The sequence below is a fragment of the Alterluteimonas muca genome, assembly GCF_021191595.1.
Taxonomy (GTDB): Bacteria; Pseudomonadota; Gammaproteobacteria; order Xanthomonadales; family Xanthomonadaceae; genus Luteimonas; species Luteimonas muca.
Map to the genome: position 1 here is coordinate 550,161 of NZ_JAIWPS010000001.1, position 15,618 is coordinate 565,778.

The 15,618-nt window shown below is 69.5% G+C and carries 17 protein-coding genes; 5 read left to right on the forward strand and 12 right to left on the reverse strand.

Going from position 1 to position 15,618, the window contains the following annotated elements:
* Nucleotides 1-128 precede the first annotated feature (128 nt).
* Nucleotides 129-710, forward strand: coding sequence for an NUDIX hydrolase (locus LDO11_RS02450; RefSeq protein WP_129135755.1), 582 nt, complete (start codon nucleotides 129-131; stop codon nucleotides 708-710).
* A gap of 63 nt (nucleotides 711-773) precedes the next feature.
* Here LDO11_RS02450 and phoU read toward each other — a convergent pair whose 3' ends face one another.
* The 8 genes from phoU to LDO11_RS02490 all read right to left on the reverse strand — a co-directional run bounded on the left by phoU (nucleotide 774) and on the right by LDO11_RS02490 (nucleotide 8,033).
* On the reverse strand, nucleotides 774-1,478 hold the full coding sequence (phoU, locus tag LDO11_RS02455; RefSeq protein ID WP_232140197.1) for a phosphate signaling complex protein PhoU: 705 nt from the start codon (nucleotides 1,476-1,478) through the stop codon (nucleotides 774-776).
* Between the two features lie 61 nt (nucleotides 1,479-1,539).
* Nucleotides 1,540-2,367, reverse strand: coding sequence for a phosphate ABC transporter ATP-binding protein PstB (gene pstB, locus LDO11_RS02460; protein ID WP_435574578.1), 828 nt, complete (start codon nucleotides 2,365-2,367; stop codon nucleotides 1,540-1,542).
* A 33-nt stretch (nucleotides 2,368-2,400) separates the two neighbouring features.
* On the reverse strand, nucleotides 2,401-3,285 hold the full coding sequence (pstA, locus tag LDO11_RS02465; RefSeq protein ID WP_100323107.1) for a phosphate ABC transporter permease PstA: 885 nt from the start codon (nucleotides 3,283-3,285) through the stop codon (nucleotides 2,401-2,403).
* Nucleotides 3,285-4,259 (reverse strand): phosphate ABC transporter permease subunit PstC, encoded by a 975-nt coding sequence (gene pstC / locus LDO11_RS02470; RefSeq protein ID WP_232140199.1) that lies wholly within the window; start codon nucleotides 4,257-4,259, stop codon nucleotides 3,285-3,287. The genes pstA and pstC overlap by 1 nt, the downstream gene beginning before the upstream one ends.
* A gap of 21 nt (nucleotides 4,260-4,280) precedes the next feature.
* The gene (gene pstS / locus LDO11_RS02475) at nucleotides 4,281-5,390 is read right to left on the reverse strand and encodes a phosphate ABC transporter substrate-binding protein PstS (RefSeq protein ID WP_232140200.1); all 1,110 of its coding nucleotides are present in this window, start codon (nucleotides 5,388-5,390) and stop codon (nucleotides 4,281-4,283) included.
* Between the two features lie 457 nt (nucleotides 5,391-5,847).
* Nucleotides 5,848-6,792 (reverse strand): restriction endonuclease, encoded by a 945-nt coding sequence (locus LDO11_RS02480; RefSeq protein ID WP_232140201.1) that lies wholly within the window; start codon nucleotides 6,790-6,792, stop codon nucleotides 5,848-5,850.
* Nucleotides 6,793-6,912: 120 nt separating this feature from the next.
* Entirely contained in the window at nucleotides 6,913-7,611 is a 699-nt protein-coding gene (locus LDO11_RS02485) for a phasin family protein (protein WP_232140202.1), read from the reverse strand.
* A 143-nt stretch (nucleotides 7,612-7,754) separates the two neighbouring features.
* The gene (locus LDO11_RS02490; protein ID WP_232140203.1) at nucleotides 7,755-8,033 is read right to left on the reverse strand and encodes a polyhydroxyalkanoic acid system family protein; all 279 of its coding nucleotides are present in this window, start codon (nucleotides 8,031-8,033) and stop codon (nucleotides 7,755-7,757) included.
* Between the two features lie 84 nt (nucleotides 8,034-8,117).
* Between LDO11_RS02490 and LDO11_RS02495 the strand changes: the two genes are divergently transcribed.
* Nucleotides 8,118-8,909, forward strand: a complete 792-nt coding sequence (locus tag LDO11_RS02495; RefSeq protein WP_232140204.1) for an FHA domain-containing protein — start codon at nucleotides 8,118-8,120, stop codon at nucleotides 8,907-8,909.
* A gap of 26 nt (nucleotides 8,910-8,935) precedes the next feature.
* Here the strand turns inward: LDO11_RS02495 and msrQ are convergent, their stop codons facing one another.
* Together msrQ and msrP are read right to left on the reverse strand one after the other, a co-directional pair.
* On the reverse strand, nucleotides 8,936-9,553 hold the full coding sequence (gene msrQ, locus LDO11_RS02500) for a protein-methionine-sulfoxide reductase heme-binding subunit MsrQ (protein WP_232140327.1): 618 nt from the start codon (nucleotides 9,551-9,553) through the stop codon (nucleotides 8,936-8,938).
* Between the two features lie 45 nt (nucleotides 9,554-9,598).
* Nucleotides 9,599-10,585 carry a protein-methionine-sulfoxide reductase catalytic subunit MsrP gene (msrP, locus tag LDO11_RS02505; RefSeq protein ID WP_232140205.1) on the reverse strand — a complete coding sequence of 329 codons (987 nt, stop codon included), beginning with the start codon at nucleotides 10,583-10,585 and terminating at the stop codon, nucleotides 9,599-9,601.
* 159 nt (nucleotides 10,586-10,744) lie between these two features.
* Between msrP and serC the strand changes: the two genes are divergently transcribed.
* From serC to aroA, 3 genes are read left to right on the forward strand one after another with little or no spacing between them, the layout of a single operon-like run.
* Nucleotides 10,745-11,830 (forward strand): 3-phosphoserine/phosphohydroxythreonine transaminase, encoded by a 1,086-nt coding sequence (gene serC, locus LDO11_RS02510; protein WP_232140328.1) that lies wholly within the window; start codon nucleotides 10,745-10,747, stop codon nucleotides 11,828-11,830.
* 3 nt (nucleotides 11,831-11,833) lie between these two features.
* Entirely contained in the window at nucleotides 11,834-12,967 is a 1,134-nt protein-coding gene (gene pheA, locus LDO11_RS02515) for a prephenate dehydratase (RefSeq protein WP_129135761.1), read from the forward strand.
* Complete coding sequence (aroA, locus tag LDO11_RS02520) at nucleotides 12,964-14,316, forward strand: 3-phosphoshikimate 1-carboxyvinyltransferase (RefSeq protein WP_232140206.1); 1,353 nt, start codon at nucleotides 12,964-12,966, stop codon at nucleotides 14,314-14,316. The genes pheA and aroA overlap by 4 nt, the downstream gene beginning before the upstream one ends.
* A 12-nt stretch (nucleotides 14,317-14,328) precedes the next feature.
* Here aroA and LDO11_RS02525 read toward each other — a convergent pair whose 3' ends face one another.
* Together LDO11_RS02525 and LDO11_RS02530 are read right to left on the reverse strand one after the other, a co-directional pair.
* Nucleotides 14,329-14,901 carry an energy transducer TonB gene (locus tag LDO11_RS02525; protein ID WP_129135763.1) on the reverse strand — a complete coding sequence of 191 codons (573 nt, stop codon included), beginning with the start codon at nucleotides 14,899-14,901 and terminating at the stop codon, nucleotides 14,329-14,331.
* A 77-nt stretch (nucleotides 14,902-14,978) separates the two neighbouring features.
* On the reverse strand, nucleotides 14,979-15,602 hold the full coding sequence (locus LDO11_RS02530) for an energy transducer TonB (protein ID WP_232140207.1): 624 nt from the start codon (nucleotides 15,600-15,602) through the stop codon (nucleotides 14,979-14,981).
* Between the last annotated feature and the right edge of the window lie 16 nt (nucleotides 15,603-15,618).

Here is a 15,618-nt window from a genome sequence, read left to right on the forward strand (position 1 = left end):
CCGACGCCTGCGGTGCGCGCTCCCCCCGGGAACGCAACCGCCGTACCTTGCCAAAGCTGCAACGGGATCACAAGCGCGTGAAGCCATGGATAATCGTGCGCTTTCCGCCACTCCGTATGCCATTGGTCATGCCTGTCGACACACCGTCGCGGACGCTGCTCGCGGCCTTCGCCGATTACGCGCGCCGCTGGCCGGAAGAAGCCGATGTGGCCGGCGCATTCATCGCACTGGTCGACGACGTCGACGATCCCTTCGTGCGCGAACGCCTCGCCGGCCACTTCACGGCGTCGGCGTGGCTGGTCAGCATGGATGGCACGCGCACCCTGCTCACCCACCACCGCAAGCTCGACCGCTGGCTGCAGCCGGGCGGGCATGCCGACGGCGATCGCGACCTTGCGGCCTCGGCGCTGCGCGAAGCCTGCGAGGAAACCGGGCTGAGCGGGTTGACGGTGGAGCCGGCCATCTTCGACCTCGACCGGCACTGGATCCCGGCGCGCACTGACGTGCCCGGGCACTGGCACCACGACGTGCGTTACGTCGTGCGGGCGGGTACAGACGAGAACTTCGTGGTCAGCGAGGAGTCGCATGCGCTTGCATGGCGACCGATCGATCGCGTTGCGACAGACAACGCGGCCGACCCCTCACTCCGGCGGATGGCGCGCAAGTGGCTTGCGCGGAAGGAGAGGGAAGCGGTATCGCTCACGTCGTGACGCGGCGGGATGGACGCGCGTCCAGGGCCGCGTACCCGCTCGCTCCAGGACGAACTTCTCGTCTCAACCCACGGTGTTGGTCGTATCGCGCTTCTCGCGCGGCGGCAGGCTGTCGTCGCCATGCACCAGGAACCACACGTTCTCGGCGATGTTGGTGGCGTGGTCGCCAATGCGCTCGAGGTTCTTGGCGATGAACAGCAGGTGCGTGCACGGTGTGATCGAGCGTGCGTCTTCCATCATGTAGGTCAGCAGCTCGCGGAACAGACCGGTGTAGCGCGCGTCCAGTTCGGCGTCGGATTCCCGCACCCGCTGCGCGGCGTCGGCGTCCAGGTCGCGATAGGCCACCAGCACCTCGCGCAGCTGGCGCACGGCCAGCTCGGCCAGCCCGTTGAGGCCGCGGGTGAGCGGCAGCGGGGGCGACTGGTTGAGTGCGACCGACCGCTTGGCGGCATTGGCGGCATAGTCGCCGATACGTTCGATGTCGGAGGAAATCCGCAACGCGGACAGGATCTCGCGCAGGTCGCGCGCCAGCGGGCCGCGCAGGGCCAGGCGCATGACGTCGTGGCTGACCTCCTTCTCCAGCTCGTCGATCGCTTCGTCGTTGGCGACGATGCGCGCGGCGGCGTTGTCGTCGCGACGCTCGATCACGTCGAGTGCCGCTTCCAGCTGCGACGCAGCCATTTCGCCCATCCGCAGGATCTCCGCCAGCAGACGCTGGCGTTCGTCGTCGTAGCTCTTGACGATATGGTTGTGGGGCTGCGTGGTCATGGGAGGTTCCCGAGAGGGGTGGTCCGGGCGGCTGCGAAGCGTGCGGGCACGAATGGCAACGTCAGCCGAACCGGCCGGTGATGTAGTCCTCGGTCTGCTGCTTCGAGGGGTTGGAGAAGATCGCCTGCGTGGTGTCGTGCTCGATCATGTCCCCGAGGTACATGAAGGCGGTGAAGTCCGAGACGCGCGCGGCCTGCTGCATGTTGTGGGTGACGATGACGATCGTGTAGTCGCGCTTGAGCTCCTCGACCAGCTGTTCGATGCGGCTGGTGGAGATCGGGTCGAGTGCCGAGGTGGGCTCGTCGAGCAGCAGCACGTCGGGGCGCAGCGCCACCGCACGCGCGATGCACAGCCGCTGCTGCTGGCCGCCCGACAGGCCCAGCGCGCTCTGGCCGAGCTTGTCCTTGACCTCGTCCCACAGCGCCGCCTGCCGCAGCGCCAGTTCCACGCGCTCGTGCATCTGCGCCTTGGACAGCTTCTCGTGGTGGCGGATCGCGTAGGCGACGTTCTCGTAGATCGTCATCGGGAACGGCACCGGCTTCTGGAACACCATGCCCACCTTCGAGCGCAGGCGGTTGAGCGGGTACTTCGGCGCCAGCACGTTCTCCCCATCCAGCAGCACCTCGCCGCTGGCCTGCATGCCCGGATACAGCGCGTAGATGCGGTTGAACACCCGCAGCAGCGTGGATTTGCCGCAGCCCGACGGCCCGATCATCGCCGTGACCCGCTTCTCCGGAATCTCGATGTTGATGCCCTTGAGCGCGTGGAACTTGCCGTAATGGAAGTCCAGGTTGCGTGCGGCGATCTTCACCGGAGCATCGGCCTGCGTCGCGCGTTCGGGCGTCGCGAGCTGGATCCGCTGCGGCGCGTGGGCGGTGGATTCGTTCATGGACAGGTCCGTCGCGAGGAAGGTCATGGCGGGTCAGTCGTTGGTGATGCGGTTGCGCAGCAGCAGCACGCGTGCGAGCAGGCTGACAACCAGCACGAACGCGGTCAGCACCAGTGCGCCGGCCCACGCAAGCTGCTGCCAGGATTCATACGGGCTGCCGGCGTACTGGTACATCACCACCGGAACGCTCGCCATCGGACGCATGATGTCGCTGTTCCAGTACTGGTTGCCGAAGGCGGTGAACAGCAGTGGCGCGGTTTCGCCCGAAATGCGGGCCAGGGCCAGCAGCACGCCGGTCACGATACCTGCCATCGCGCTCCGGTACAGCACCTGCACGATGACCTTCCACTGCGGAATGCCCAACGACAGTGCGGCCTCGCGCATCTGCGTCGGGACCAGGCGCAGCATTTCGTCGGTGGTGCGTACCACCACCGGCAATACGATGAAGGCCAGGGCGATCGCGCCGGCGAGTCCCGAGAAGCGGCCCCCGGTCTGCATCACGAACAGGGTGTAGACGAACAGTCCGAGCACGATCGACGGTGCCGACAGCAGGATGTCGTTGACGAAACGCACCACGATGCCGATCTTGCGTGCGCCGCCGTACTCGGCGAGCCACGTTCCCGCGGCCACGCCCAGCGGCGTGCCGATGCCGATCGCCAGGGCGCACATCACCGCACTTCCGAAGAACGCGTTGAGCAGGCCGCCTTCGACCATCGGCGGCGGCGTCATCTGCGTGAAGAGCTCGATGTTGATGCCGCCGGCCGCCTTGGCCACCAGCGTCCAGAGGATCCAGCCGAGGAAGAACAGGCCGAAGCATGCGGTGAGCACGGACAGCACGATGGCGATGACGTTGCGGATGCGCCGGCGCAGGTAGAGCGCATCGGATCCGCGCGCGACGTGGCTCCCGTTCGCGGCCATCATGTGCCCTCCCGGCGCGACAGTTGCATGAGCATGAACCGGGCGATCGCGAGCACCACGAACGTCACCAGGAACAGCACGAAGCCGAGCAGCAGCAGCGCGGAGCGGTAGGTCTCGGTGGCCTCGCCGAAGTCATTCGCGATCAGCGCGGCGATGGTGGTTCCGGGCTCGAGGAGGGACGGCGTCAGGCGGACCGAATTGCCGATGACGAACGCCACCGCCATCGTCTCGCCCAGCGCACGACCCAGGCCGAGGAACACGCCGCCGATCACCGCGGACCGGGTGTAGGGCAGCACGATGTCCCAGCTGACTTCCCACTTCGTCGCACCGAGCGCATAGGCGGATTCCTTGAGCCGCGTGGGGACCGTCAGGAACACCTCGCGCATCACGGAGGAAATGAAGGGGATCACCATGATCGCCAGCACGAAGCCGGCGGTGAGCATGCCGATGCCCAGCGGCGGGCCGCGGAACAGCATGCCGATGCCGGGCACGGTGCCGAGGTGGTCGTTGAGCCAGGGGGTGACGTACTCGGTCATCACCGGCACCAGCACGAACAGGCCCCACATGCCGTAGATGATCGAGGGAATGCCCGCCAGCAGTTCGATGGCGGTGCCGACCGGGCCGCGCAGCCAGCGTGGCGCGACCTCGGTGAGGAAGAACGCGATGCCGAAGCTCACCGGTACCGCGATCACCATCGCGATGAGCGCGGTGACGATGGTGCCGTAGATCGGCACCAGCGCGCCGTACCGGTTCTCGACCGGGTTCCAGTCGGACGAATAGAAGAAGCTCAGGCCTTCGCTGGCGAGCACGTCGCGCCCGCCCCACAGCATCGACAGCGCCGCGCTGGCCAGCGCCAGCAGCACGAACACCACGGTGCCGGTGAGTACCCAGCGGAACAGGCGGTCCGCACGTGCATCGCGGATGTCGCGACCGGTGGGGGCCGGCCGCGACTCGGGGATGGAAATCGCGTTCATGCGCAGGCTGTCGGCCGGTCCTTACTGCTGCGGCTGGAAGCCGAACTCGCTCTGCCAGTACGCCTGCACCTGCTGCACAAGCGGCTCGGGCAACGGCACGTAGTGGAGCTCGGCGGCCTGGGTCTTGCCGTTGGCGAACGCCCACTGGAAGAACTCGAGCGTCGCGCGCGCGCGCTCCGCATCGCGCGGCTGCTTGTGCATCAGCATGAAGTTGGTGGCGGTGATCGGCCAGGCCTCGGCGCCCGGGGCGTCGGTGATCACCAGGTTGAAGTCCTGCGCGTTCGCCCAGTCCGCGGTCTCGGCGGCCGCGGCGAAGCTTGCTTCACTGGGTTCCACCCAGTTGCCGGCGGCATTGCGCAGCGAGGCGTAGGGCATGCTGTTCTGCAGCGCGTAGGCCAGTTCCACGTAGCCGATCGAGCCGCGGATCTGCTGCACGTACGAGGCCACGCCTTCATTGCCCTTGCCGCCCACGCCGGTCGACCACTGGACCGTAGTGCCTTCGCCGACCCTGGACTTCCATTCCGGGCTGACCTTGGACAGGTAGTTGGTGAAGTTGAACGTGGTGCCGGAGCCGTCGGAGCGGTGGACGATGCTGATCTTGCCGCTGGGCAGCGAGGTGCCCCCGTTGAGCGCCACGATCGCCGGATCGTTCCACGTGGTGATCTCGCCCAGGAAAATGCGCGCAAGGGTCGGGCCGTCCAGGCGCAACTGGCCGGGTGCGAGGCCTTCGATGTTCACCACGGGGACCACGCCGCCGATCGCGGACGGGAACTGGCCGAGGCCGGCTTCGGCAAGCTCGGCGCTGTCGAGCGGGCGGTCCGAGGAGCCGAAATCCACGGTGCCGGCCTTGATCTGGGCGATGCCGCCGCCCGAGCCGATCGACTGGTAATTGACGCGGTTGCCGGTGGCGGCGTTGTAATCGGCCGACCACTTCGACACCAGCGGGAAGATGAAGGAGGCGCCGGCACCCGAGATCTCGGCGGCCACGCGGTCGTTGCTGCCCTGCGCACTGCTGCCATCGGCGGACGCGCCACCGGCGGTGGTCTGCGCATCGCCGGAGGGCTGGCATGCGGCCAGGCCGAAGGCGATCGACAGGGCCAGGGTCGCCAGACCGGCTCGGGAGAGGTTCATGAGCACTCCGGATTCATGGAAGGCCGGCTGACCGGCGGATGCGCATATAAAATGATGTTTTTGTTTCAGCTTGATTACATTGCCGGGCGCGGACCGCCGACCATGCGGCTCCGGCGCACCGGCCATGGCCGGTGCGCCGGACCATCTACCGCCCCTGGCGCAAAAAAAAACGGGCCCGGAGGCCCGCCAAGGGAGGGGAGAGAGAAGAACGCTGTCGATTGCCTGCCTGCTGGCGCAACGGACGTCCAACGCCCGCCACGTGGTGCCGGGCGTGCGGGCAGGTCTGACAGGCGAAACGCAGCCGCCGCGAACCGGGCGTAGTGCTTCATGGACACGACGTGCTCTGGTGCGGCGGGCCGATTCCGCTCGCGGCACATTCAATCGCGGGCTGATGATCGGACCATGGCAGCAGGATGACCAGGCCGTGACACCGCCTGGGCGATGCCGTAGCCGGTCGTCAGTAGCTCCGGCACTGCCGGAACCGCACCTGCGCGGCGCTGCCCGGGGGAGGCGTCAGCTGGATCCGGGACGAGGAGATCGCCGAGTGACGGACGATCAGCGGGCATAGCGCCTCGAACGCCTGGTCGGCGTCGGTATCGAGCAGATGGACCTCCAGCGTGGACTGGGTGGTCCAGAGGGCGCGGTCGACCATCGGCAGCGTCGCGATCGCGGTGATGGCGGCCTGGCGTTGCTGCTCCGGCGACAGATCCGTCGCTTCGGCCTCGAGGGTATCGCCGGATGGTGCAGTGGGCGGACCCGATGCAGGCACCGACACCGTCGGCGCCGCGGACGCTTCCGTGCGCGGCGGGAGCAGGGTGGGCACCACCATGAACGTCGCGATGCCGGCCAGCAGCGCCGCCAACCAGACCATCAGCGTGCGCTGGCGGGCGCGCTGGGCGGCGCCTGCGCAGATCGCCTCCAGCTGGGCAGGCTTGACCAGCTCGCGCACTTCCGGCCACAGGGTGGCGCCATCAAGCAGTTCGATGCGCTGGTTGGCAGAAGCCGCGCGCGCGTTGTCGTCGATCTGCCCCTGGGTGACCAGCAGTCCACCGGTCGCATTGGCCATGTGCACGTCGCTGACCAGCTCGTTGACCGTCAGTTTGCCGATCACGTAGGCGCTGCCGTGCTTGCACGCCAGTAGCCAGCGTTCCTGACCGCGGCCCAGGGTGTACTCGCTGTCGCCCGAAGCGACCTCCCTGTCCAGAACGCGGGTGAATCCGCGACGGGCCATGGCCTCCAGCACCAGGTGCAGGAATTCCCGCCAGGACATCGCCGCAAGCGCACGGATGCCCGCGGCGGTCTCGTCGCGGCGCATCAGCACGCCGCGCACATAGACGGTTCCCAGGATCCCCACCGCCGCCATCACCGCCAGTGTGACGACCCACTGCAGTACTGCACTCACGACAACCCCTTTTCGAGGCCGGTCCCCTGCGGCCGGCGGTCGGCAGGATAGACGGATTCGCGCTGGGGGTTAAAGGCGCCGCCTGCGGCGGCACCTGCCCGGACATCCCGGCGTTGGTGGTCAGGCGCCAGTGTCCGGCCCCCTGGAAGTCGCCGGCAGCGGGGTGGTGGATGTGCCAGCAGAGCCTGTCGTGCCGGCGCCCGTCGGTTTCGCGGCCGCGGTCGATGACGATGAGCTGGCGGCGCCAGGTGCGACTGCAGACGTCGCGGTGCCGCCCGATGCCGAACGGGCACCGGTCGCGCCGGACCGGCTGCGGCGTGTGCCCGGGGCGCGCGGCTTGGTGGCGGCGTCGTCGCCGTCGGCCCGGCGTGCCTTCTCGCGGCGTGCTGCGGCGTCGCGCGCGCGCAGCTCGGCCGTCAACGCCTCGATGCGCGCGTTGAGTTCGGCGACATCGCGACGGGTCGGCACGCCAAGACGGGTGAGGGTGCGCTGCAGGCCGCCGTCGAACAGCCGCTCGAGGCGCTCCCAGCCGGCGGTGACCTGCTCGCGGGCGTCATCGACGGTGGACCCGACGCCATCGCGCAGTTCGTCGGCATGTGCGTCGAAATGGCCACGCGCACTGCGATCGAGCTCGCGGCCCTCGCGTACCAGGGTTTCGAACAACCGGCCGCCTTCCTCCTGCGCGCGCCCGAGCGCGCCGAGTCCGGCGAGCCAGATCTGCTGCGCCGATTCGCCGAGGGCGCGCTGGAACGAGGTTTCGGGCGGCGGTGGCGGCGGGGTCGCGGTGCGGGTGTCGTCGGCTTTCTTGTACGTCGCCATGCTGGTCTCCAGCGTCGTGTGACCAGCCGATCGTGTCGTACCCGGCATTAGCGCGGCGTCTAGAGGCGTCGTCGATGCCCGTATGCCGGCAGGTCCGGTGACGGCATGGGCCGGAGGGCGGGGAGGATCCCCGCCCGGGTGCCTCAGGCGCTGAATTCCTTTTCCAGCACCCGGCGGATCTCGGCTTCGATCGGGCCGCGCATCGCCGACAGCAGGAAGCCGAGCTTCGCGGTGACCCGCACCTCGTCGCCGGCCAGCGCGATCGCGCCATCGACGCCCGAGCGCTGGAAGTTCAATACGTCGCCATTCCATGCGCAGCGCACGTCGAACTTCTGTGCCAGCTTCGCGGAGATCTCCTCGACCGCCGCACGTGCCTGCGGCAGTGGCAGCGAATGGGGATGGCGGATGTCGATATCGGACATGATGCACCTGGTACCGGGAGGGGCATCCATTCTGCGTGCAGCGGGTGACTGACTCCAGCCATGCGCGTGCTAGATTCGCCGCGCATGGAAATCCTCAGACTCCGCTTCGTCGGCGGCGATCAGCCTGACCTGCCGCTCGATGTCGGCATGCATCGCATCGGCCAGCTTCCCGGCGGCGGCATCGGCCGCATCGACGGTGGCGACGCCATCGCCATGCTGTGCGTGGACCGGCGTGGCGTGTGGCTCACGGTCGGCGAAGGCAGGCGCGGGGTGCACGTCAATGGGCGTCCGGTGCAGCGGCTGGCGATGCTGCGCCGTGGCGACACCCTGCATATCGAAGGTGCCGAATTGCGGCTGCTGGGTGGTGCACCGGTACGCAGGCCGGGCGTGAGTGAGCTTGCGACCCCGGCGGACGCCGCGGCCGGGCTGCACATCGTCCTGCGTGCGATCGGCGGGCGCCACCATGGGCGCAGCTTCACCCTCGATCGTCCACGGCTGGTCGGGAGCCACGCCGAGGCCGACATCCATATCGACGATCCAGCGTTCGCCGAACGACACGCGCGCGTGGAACTGGTCGGCGGTGACGTGCTGTTGCGTGACCTGGGCTCCGCGGACGGCAGCATCGTCAACGGCGAAAGCGTGCGCGATGCGCTGCTGCAGCCGGGCGACCAGGTGGTCTTCGATGCCTACCACCGCTTCGTCGTCGAGGCTCCGCTGGGCGGCGGCTCGCACGAGCCGGCGTTCCCGGACGTGGAACTGCCGGCCGACGACGACGGGTCGCCACGGCGACGCCCGTGGCCGCTGCCATGGCTGCTGCTGGCGGCGCTGCTGATCGCCGGCCTGCTCAGCCTGTTGCTGCTGTACGGCGCGGACTGATCCGCGCACATCACGTGGGCCCGTGATCAGCCTGCGCGACGCGCTGGCCGTGCCGGAGGATGCAGCCGGCGCCACAACCGCCAGCCCAGCAGCAGCGCAAGCAGCACCGCGTACAGCAGCGGCTCGCGGATGTCGGACTTCACCACCCACCAGAAATGCAGCACCGCCAGGGCGGCGATCGCATAGACCAGCCGATGCACTCGCTGCCACGCACCGGCGAGGCGACGCATCCAGCCACGGGTGGACGTGACCGCGAGTGGCACCAGCAACAGCCATGCAAGGAAACCCACGGTGATGAACGGCCGGCGGGCGATCTCGGTGGCGACGCCGGCCCAGTCCAGGCGGAGGTCCAGCACCAGCCACGCGGCGAAATGCAGGCTGGCATAGAAGAAGGCGTACAGCCCCAGCATGCGTCGGAAGCGCAGCAGCTGTGCCTGCCCTGTCAGCTGCCGCAGGGGGGTCACCGCCAGGGTCAGCAGCAACAGCCGCAGCGCCCACAGCCCGAGCGTGTGTTCGATCATCGCCACCGGGTCCGGGCCCAGCGCGTCGATGTCGGCGCCGGTCTGCACCTGCCATGCGCGCAATGCCAACAGCGCGACCGGCGCGAGCGCCAGCGCATGCACGCCGGCCTTGGCCGCGATCAGCCAGCCCGGCGTGGCCCTGCGATGGGTGGATGCCTGCACGCGCGGTCAGTACCAGCGACGCAGGTCCATGCCCGCGTACATCGACGCCACCTGGTCCGCGTAGCCGTTGAACGGCCGGGTGGCGATGCGGTTGGCGAACAGCTTGCCCTCGGTGCCGCTGATGCGCCGTTCGCTGCCCTGGCTCCAGCGCGGATGGTCCACGTCCGGATTGACGTTGGCGAAGAACCCGTACTCGCGCGGCTGCAGGTCGTTCCAGGCGGTGGGCGGCATTCGCTCGACGAAGTGGATGGCCACGATCGACTTGATGCTCTTGAACCCGTACTTCCACGGCACCACCAGCCGCAGCGGCGCGCCGTTCTGCTGCGGCAGCGGCTTGCCGTACATCCCCGTGGCCAGCAGTGTCAGCGGATGCATCGCCTCGTCGATGCGCAGGCCCTCGCGGTAGGGCCAGTCGATCGAGCGGTAGCGCATGCCGGGCATCTGGGTGCGGTCGGCCAGCGTGGTGAACGCCACGTACTTCGCATTGGACGTCGGCTCGAAGCGTCGCAGCACATCGCCCAGCGGCACGCCCAGCCACGGGATCACCATCGACCAGCCTTCCACGCAGCGCAGCCGGTAGATGCGTTCCTCGGGCAGGAAGCCGCGCAACAGGTCGTTGAGTTCGAGCGTGCCGGGCCGCGCGCATTCGCCGCCGACCTCCACCTGCCACGGCGAGGTGTGCAGCGTGCGCGCGGCGCGCGAGGGATCCGCCTTGCCGGTGCCGAACTCGTAGAAGTTGTTGTAGGTGGTGGCGTCGGTCTCGCGGGTCAGCACCTCGTCGGTGGAGAAGCCGGCCTCCACCGAGGCAGCTGACGGGGGCGGTCCCGCGGGTGCCGGAGGCGCTTCGGCCCCGGCGCAGGCCGACAGCCCGAGCGCGGGAAGTGCACCGAACGCGGCGAGCAGCCGGCGGCGCTGCCGCCAGACGGCCTCGTCGGTGACGTCGTCTTCGCGGATGCGCAGCGCCTCGCGCAAGATCCTGCGGTCGCCTGCCATGATCCGGCTCCAGTCGGGTGGGGCACCCGGTCGACGGCAGTGTGCGCCCGTGGGTGTTGCATGCGCGCGAACGCGCGTCCTGCCTGCGCAACGCTGCGGCATACTAGGCCACCGGCAGGCGCACAGCCGGCCGGCCTCCCACAGATGGATGTCGCCACCATGTCGCGTGCCTACAACTTCAGCGCCGGCCCGGCCGCGCTGCCCGAGCCCGTCCTCGAGCGGGCCCGCGAGGAGATGCTCGAATACGGCCACGCCGGCGCATCGATCGTCGAGTTGAGCCATCGCGGCGAGGAATTCATCGAAGTCGCACGCCGCGCCGAAGCGGACCTGCGGACCCTGGTCGGGATTCCAGACGACTACGCGGTGCTGTTCCTCGGCGGCGGTGCCACCACCCAGCAGGCGCTGATCGCACTGAACTTCGCCGCTCCGGGGCAGCCTGCCGATTACGTGGTCACCGGCCACTGGGGGCGCACAGCGCTGAAGCAGGTGGCGCCGTACGTCGACCTGCGCATCGCCGCCAGCAGCGAGGCCGACGGCTTTCGCAGCATCCCGGAACGCGCGCAGTGGGCGCTGTCGGCGGATGCGGCCTATGTACACATCACCGCCAACGAAACCATCCATGGCGTCGAGTTCCGCGAGGTGCCCGACACCGGTCCGGTGCCGCTGTTCGCGGACTTCAGCTCATCGATCGCCTCCGAGCCGATCGATGTCGGCGGTTACGGGCTCATCTATGCCGGTGCGCAGAAGAACCTCGGCCCGGTCGGCATCGGTGTCGTGGTGGTCGATCGTGAACTGCTGGCGCGCGCGGGCCAGCCGCGTGCGGAGATCTTCGACTACCGCGCGCACCTTGCCGCGGAATCCATGCTCAACACGCCGCCCAGCTGGAACTGGTACATGCTCGGGCTCACCGTGCGCTGGATGCTCGACGAGGGCGGGGTGGAGGAATTCGCCCGTCGCAGCGCCGCGAAGGCGCACGTGCTCTACGCGGCCATCGACGGCTCCGGCGGCTTCTACCGCAACGACGTCGATGCGGCGGTGCGTTCGCGCATGAACGTACCGTTCTTCCTGCACGACGCCGCGCTGGACGAGGACTTCCTCGCCGGCGCCCGCGAGGCGGGCCTGATCGGGCTGCGCGGCCATCGCGTGCTCGGCGGCATGCGCGCATCGATCTACAACGCGATGCCGGTTGCCGGCGCGGAGGCGCTCGCGGCCTACATGCGCGACTTCCAGCAGCGTCGGGGCTGAGCGATGACGATCGACGACAGGCCGCCTGGCATCGGGACGGGCGACGACGCGCCATCGGCCGTGCCCGACCTTGCCGCGGTGCGCGCGCAGATCGACGGCATCGACCGCGAGATCCAGTCGCTGATCGCCGAGCGTGCGCAGTGGGCACGCCAGGTCGGCCGCGCCAAGGGCCCGCTGGCCGCCGCGGTGGACTACTACCGGCCCGAGCGCGAAGCCCAGGTGCTGCGCCGAGTGGTGGACCGCAACCAGGGCCCGCTGTCGGACGAGGTGCTGGTGCGGCTGTTCCGCGAGATCATGTCGGCGTGCCTTGCCCAGCAGGAGCCGCTCAAGGTCGGTTACCTCGGGCCGGAGGGCACCTTCTCCCAGCAGGCCGTGCACCGGCACTTCGGCCATTCCGCGCGGGGCATTCCGCTGGCGAGCGTGGAGGAGGTGTTCGACGAGGTTGCCAGCGGTACCGCCGACTTCGGCGTGGTGCCGGTGGAGAATTCAGGGCAGGGCACGATCCAGTCGACCCTGGACCTCTTCCTGACCTCGCCGCTGATGATCTGCGGTGAGGTCGAGTTGCGGGTGCATCAGTACCTGCTGTCGCGCACCGGCCGCCTCGCGGACATCGAGCGCGTGTACTCGCACGGTCTCTCCCTCGCGCAATGCCGCAATTGGTTGCGCCAGCACCTCGCCACCGCCGAGAAGCATCCGGTGGCGAGCAATGCCGAGGGCGTGCGCCGCGCCCGCAATGCCGACGACGCAGCGGCGATCGCCGGCGAAAACGCCGCCCATGTCTACGGCATGCAGGTGGTGGCCGGCCCGATCGAGGACCGCGACGACAACACCACACGCTTCCTGGTGATCGGCCGCGCGGCCTTCCCGCCGTCGGGCAATGACCGCACCTCGCTGCTGGTATTCATCCGCGACCAGCCGGGTGCCCTGTATTCGATCCTCGATCCGCTGGCGCGGCGTGGCATCAGCATGAACCGCATCGAATCGCGCCCGGCCCATGGCGGGCTCTGGCAGTACGCGTTCTTCATCGAGGTGTCGGGACACGCGGAGGAATCACCGCTGCGCGACGCACTGGACGAACTCAACGCCTTCGCCGGGGACGTGCGGGTGCTGGGGTCGTTCCCGGTGGCGGTGCCATGAGCGCCCCCCTGGTGTCATGGAATGCCATGCCGGGCTCCGCCCTGCGCGGCACGCTGGAAATTCCGGGCGACAAGTCGGTTTCGCACCGCGCGATCATGCTGGCATCGCTGGCCGATGGGGTGTCGCGCATCGACGGCTTCCTCGAGGGCGAGGACGCCCGCGCCACCGAGTCGATCTTCCGCCGACTGGGCGTGCGGATCGACACGCCGCAGGCCGGCAGCCGCATCGTGCATGGCGTGGGCATCGATGGCCTGCGCGCGCCGTCGGCAGCGCTCGACTGCGGCAACGCCGGCACCGCGATGCGCCTGCTCGCCGGTCTGCTGGCCGGTCAGCCGTTCGACAGCGTACTGGTCGGCGATGCCTCGCTGTCGAAGCGGCCGATGCACCGCGTCACCGTGCCGCTGGCGCGCATGGGTGCGCGCATCGACACCGCCGATGGCGGGCTGCCGCCACTGCAGGTGCATGGCGCTACGCGGCTGCAGGGCATCGAGTTCATCGCCGACATCGCCAGTGCGCAGGTGAAGTCCGCGGTGTTGCTGGCAGGTCTGTTTGCCGAGGGCAGTACCACCGTCATCGAACCGCAGCCCACGCGCGACTACACCGAGCGCATGCTGGCGGCGTTCGGCTGGCCGATCACGTTCTCACCGGGCCGCGCCATCGTCCCTGGCGGTCACCGGCTGCGCGCGACCGACGTGCACGTACCCGCGGATTTCTCCTCGGCGGCGTTCTTCATCGTCGCCGCCACCGTGGTGCCGGGTTCGGAACTGCGCCTGCGCCGGGTGGGCATGAACCCGCGACGCACCGGGCTGCTGCATGTAATGCAGCGGATGGGCGCGGACATCACGGTCGAGGCCGTGAATGAGCAGGGCGGCGAGCCGGTCGCCGACCTCGTCGTCCGGCATGCGCCGCTGCATGGGATCGAGGTGCCGGTGGAACATGTCGCCGACATGATCGACGAGTTCCCGGCACTGTTCGTGGCTGCCGCCTGCGCGCAGGGCGTGACCACCGTGCGCGGCGCCGCCGAGCTGCGCGTCAAGGAATCCGATCGCATCGCCACGGTCGCCGCGGGGCTGCGCACCCTGGGCATCGGGGTGGACGAATCACCGGACGGGGCGCGCATCCATGGCGGCGAACTGCGGGGCGGCCGCGTCGACAGCCACGGCGACCATCGCGTGGCGATGGCGTTCGCGGTGGCCGCGCAGTGCGCGCGCGATGCGGTGATCATCGAGGACGTGGCCAACGTCGCCACGTCGTTTCCGGGATTCGTGGAACTCGGCCAGGCCGCAGGCTTCGGCCTGGCACGCGAGGGCGGCCTCCCTGCCGCACTCGCCGTGGATCGGACTTCCTGAAGTCGCGCGTGCTCAGCGCTGCGCGGACGCGTTGGCCTCGAGGCGGAAGTCCACCGGCACCTGCACGGTGGAGGCGATCGGCTCGCCATCGCGCATGGCCGGGGAGAAACGTGCATCGCGTACCGCCGCAAGCGCGGCACGGTCGAGTTCCCGCGAACGGCTGGACTCGATGATCTCGATGTCGCCGGTCCGGCCCTCGCTGTCGACGCTGGCGCTCAGCATGACAAGGCCCTCCTCACGTGCCCGCAGGGCGGCGGCCGGGTAGCCGGGGTCGATCGGGGTCACCGGGCTGGCATCGCGGGTCACGCCGACGGCCGGCGCGGGTGCGGGCTCGGGGCGTGGGCGCTCGCTGGCCGGGGGCGGGGCGGTGCCGTCGCCGATCTCCGGGCTGGTGCCGATCGGCGTGGGCGGCGCCTCCGGCGCGTTGACGGGGCCGCGCTGGCTGTAGAAGTACCAGCCAACCGCGATCAGCGCGATCAGCAGGAGGATCCACAGCAGGGGGCTGGAGCTCTTGCGCGGCAGCGACTCGCGCGGCGGCTCGCCAGCGGGTTGGCGGACATCGTCCGTGCGGCGTGGATCGTTCATGGGTGACCCCTGTTCAGGTGGGGCGTCGAGCGTTCCACAGCGGATGTGCGGGCCGCGTTACGGGTGCGCACGCGTACTTATCCGCGCCCGCTGACGAACTCCACCGGAACCTGCACCTCGTCATCCACCGGCTGGCCGTCACGCCGCGCCGGCTCGAAACGCCAGCGCTCGACCGCCCGAACCGCCGCACGGTCGAGTGCCGGGTGGCCACTGCTGCGGGCCACGCCAACGTCGCGCGGACGGCCATCGGTACCCACCCGTGCGCGCACGAGCACCTCGCCGCTTTGCCCACGCCGCAACGACGTGCGCGGGTAGCTCGGCTGCTGCCGGCGGACTGCGACCGGTCGGGTGGTGGGCGCCGTCGCGGCGGCAGCGGAGGGTGGTGCGTCGGCGGCCGCGCCGGGTACCTGCGGCGCCGGCGTTACCGCCGCTGCGGGCCGCGCCATACCGGCGATGCCCGGATCCACGGGCGCGGGCCCATACAGGCCGGGCACGTCGGGATCCGCGCTGGCCGGCTGCGGCGCCGGCAGTGCACCGGACGCGCGCGGCTGCACGGGTGCTTCACGGTCGACGTCCGCGCCCGGCAGCACCGGCGCACGGTTGCCGAAATAGACCAGGGCGAACAGCAGCAGGCCGACGGCGAAGGCGATGCCCATCGCGATGGCGGTCCGGGCAGGCAACGGCAAACGGGCAAGTCGCAAGGCGGAGTTCTTCCAG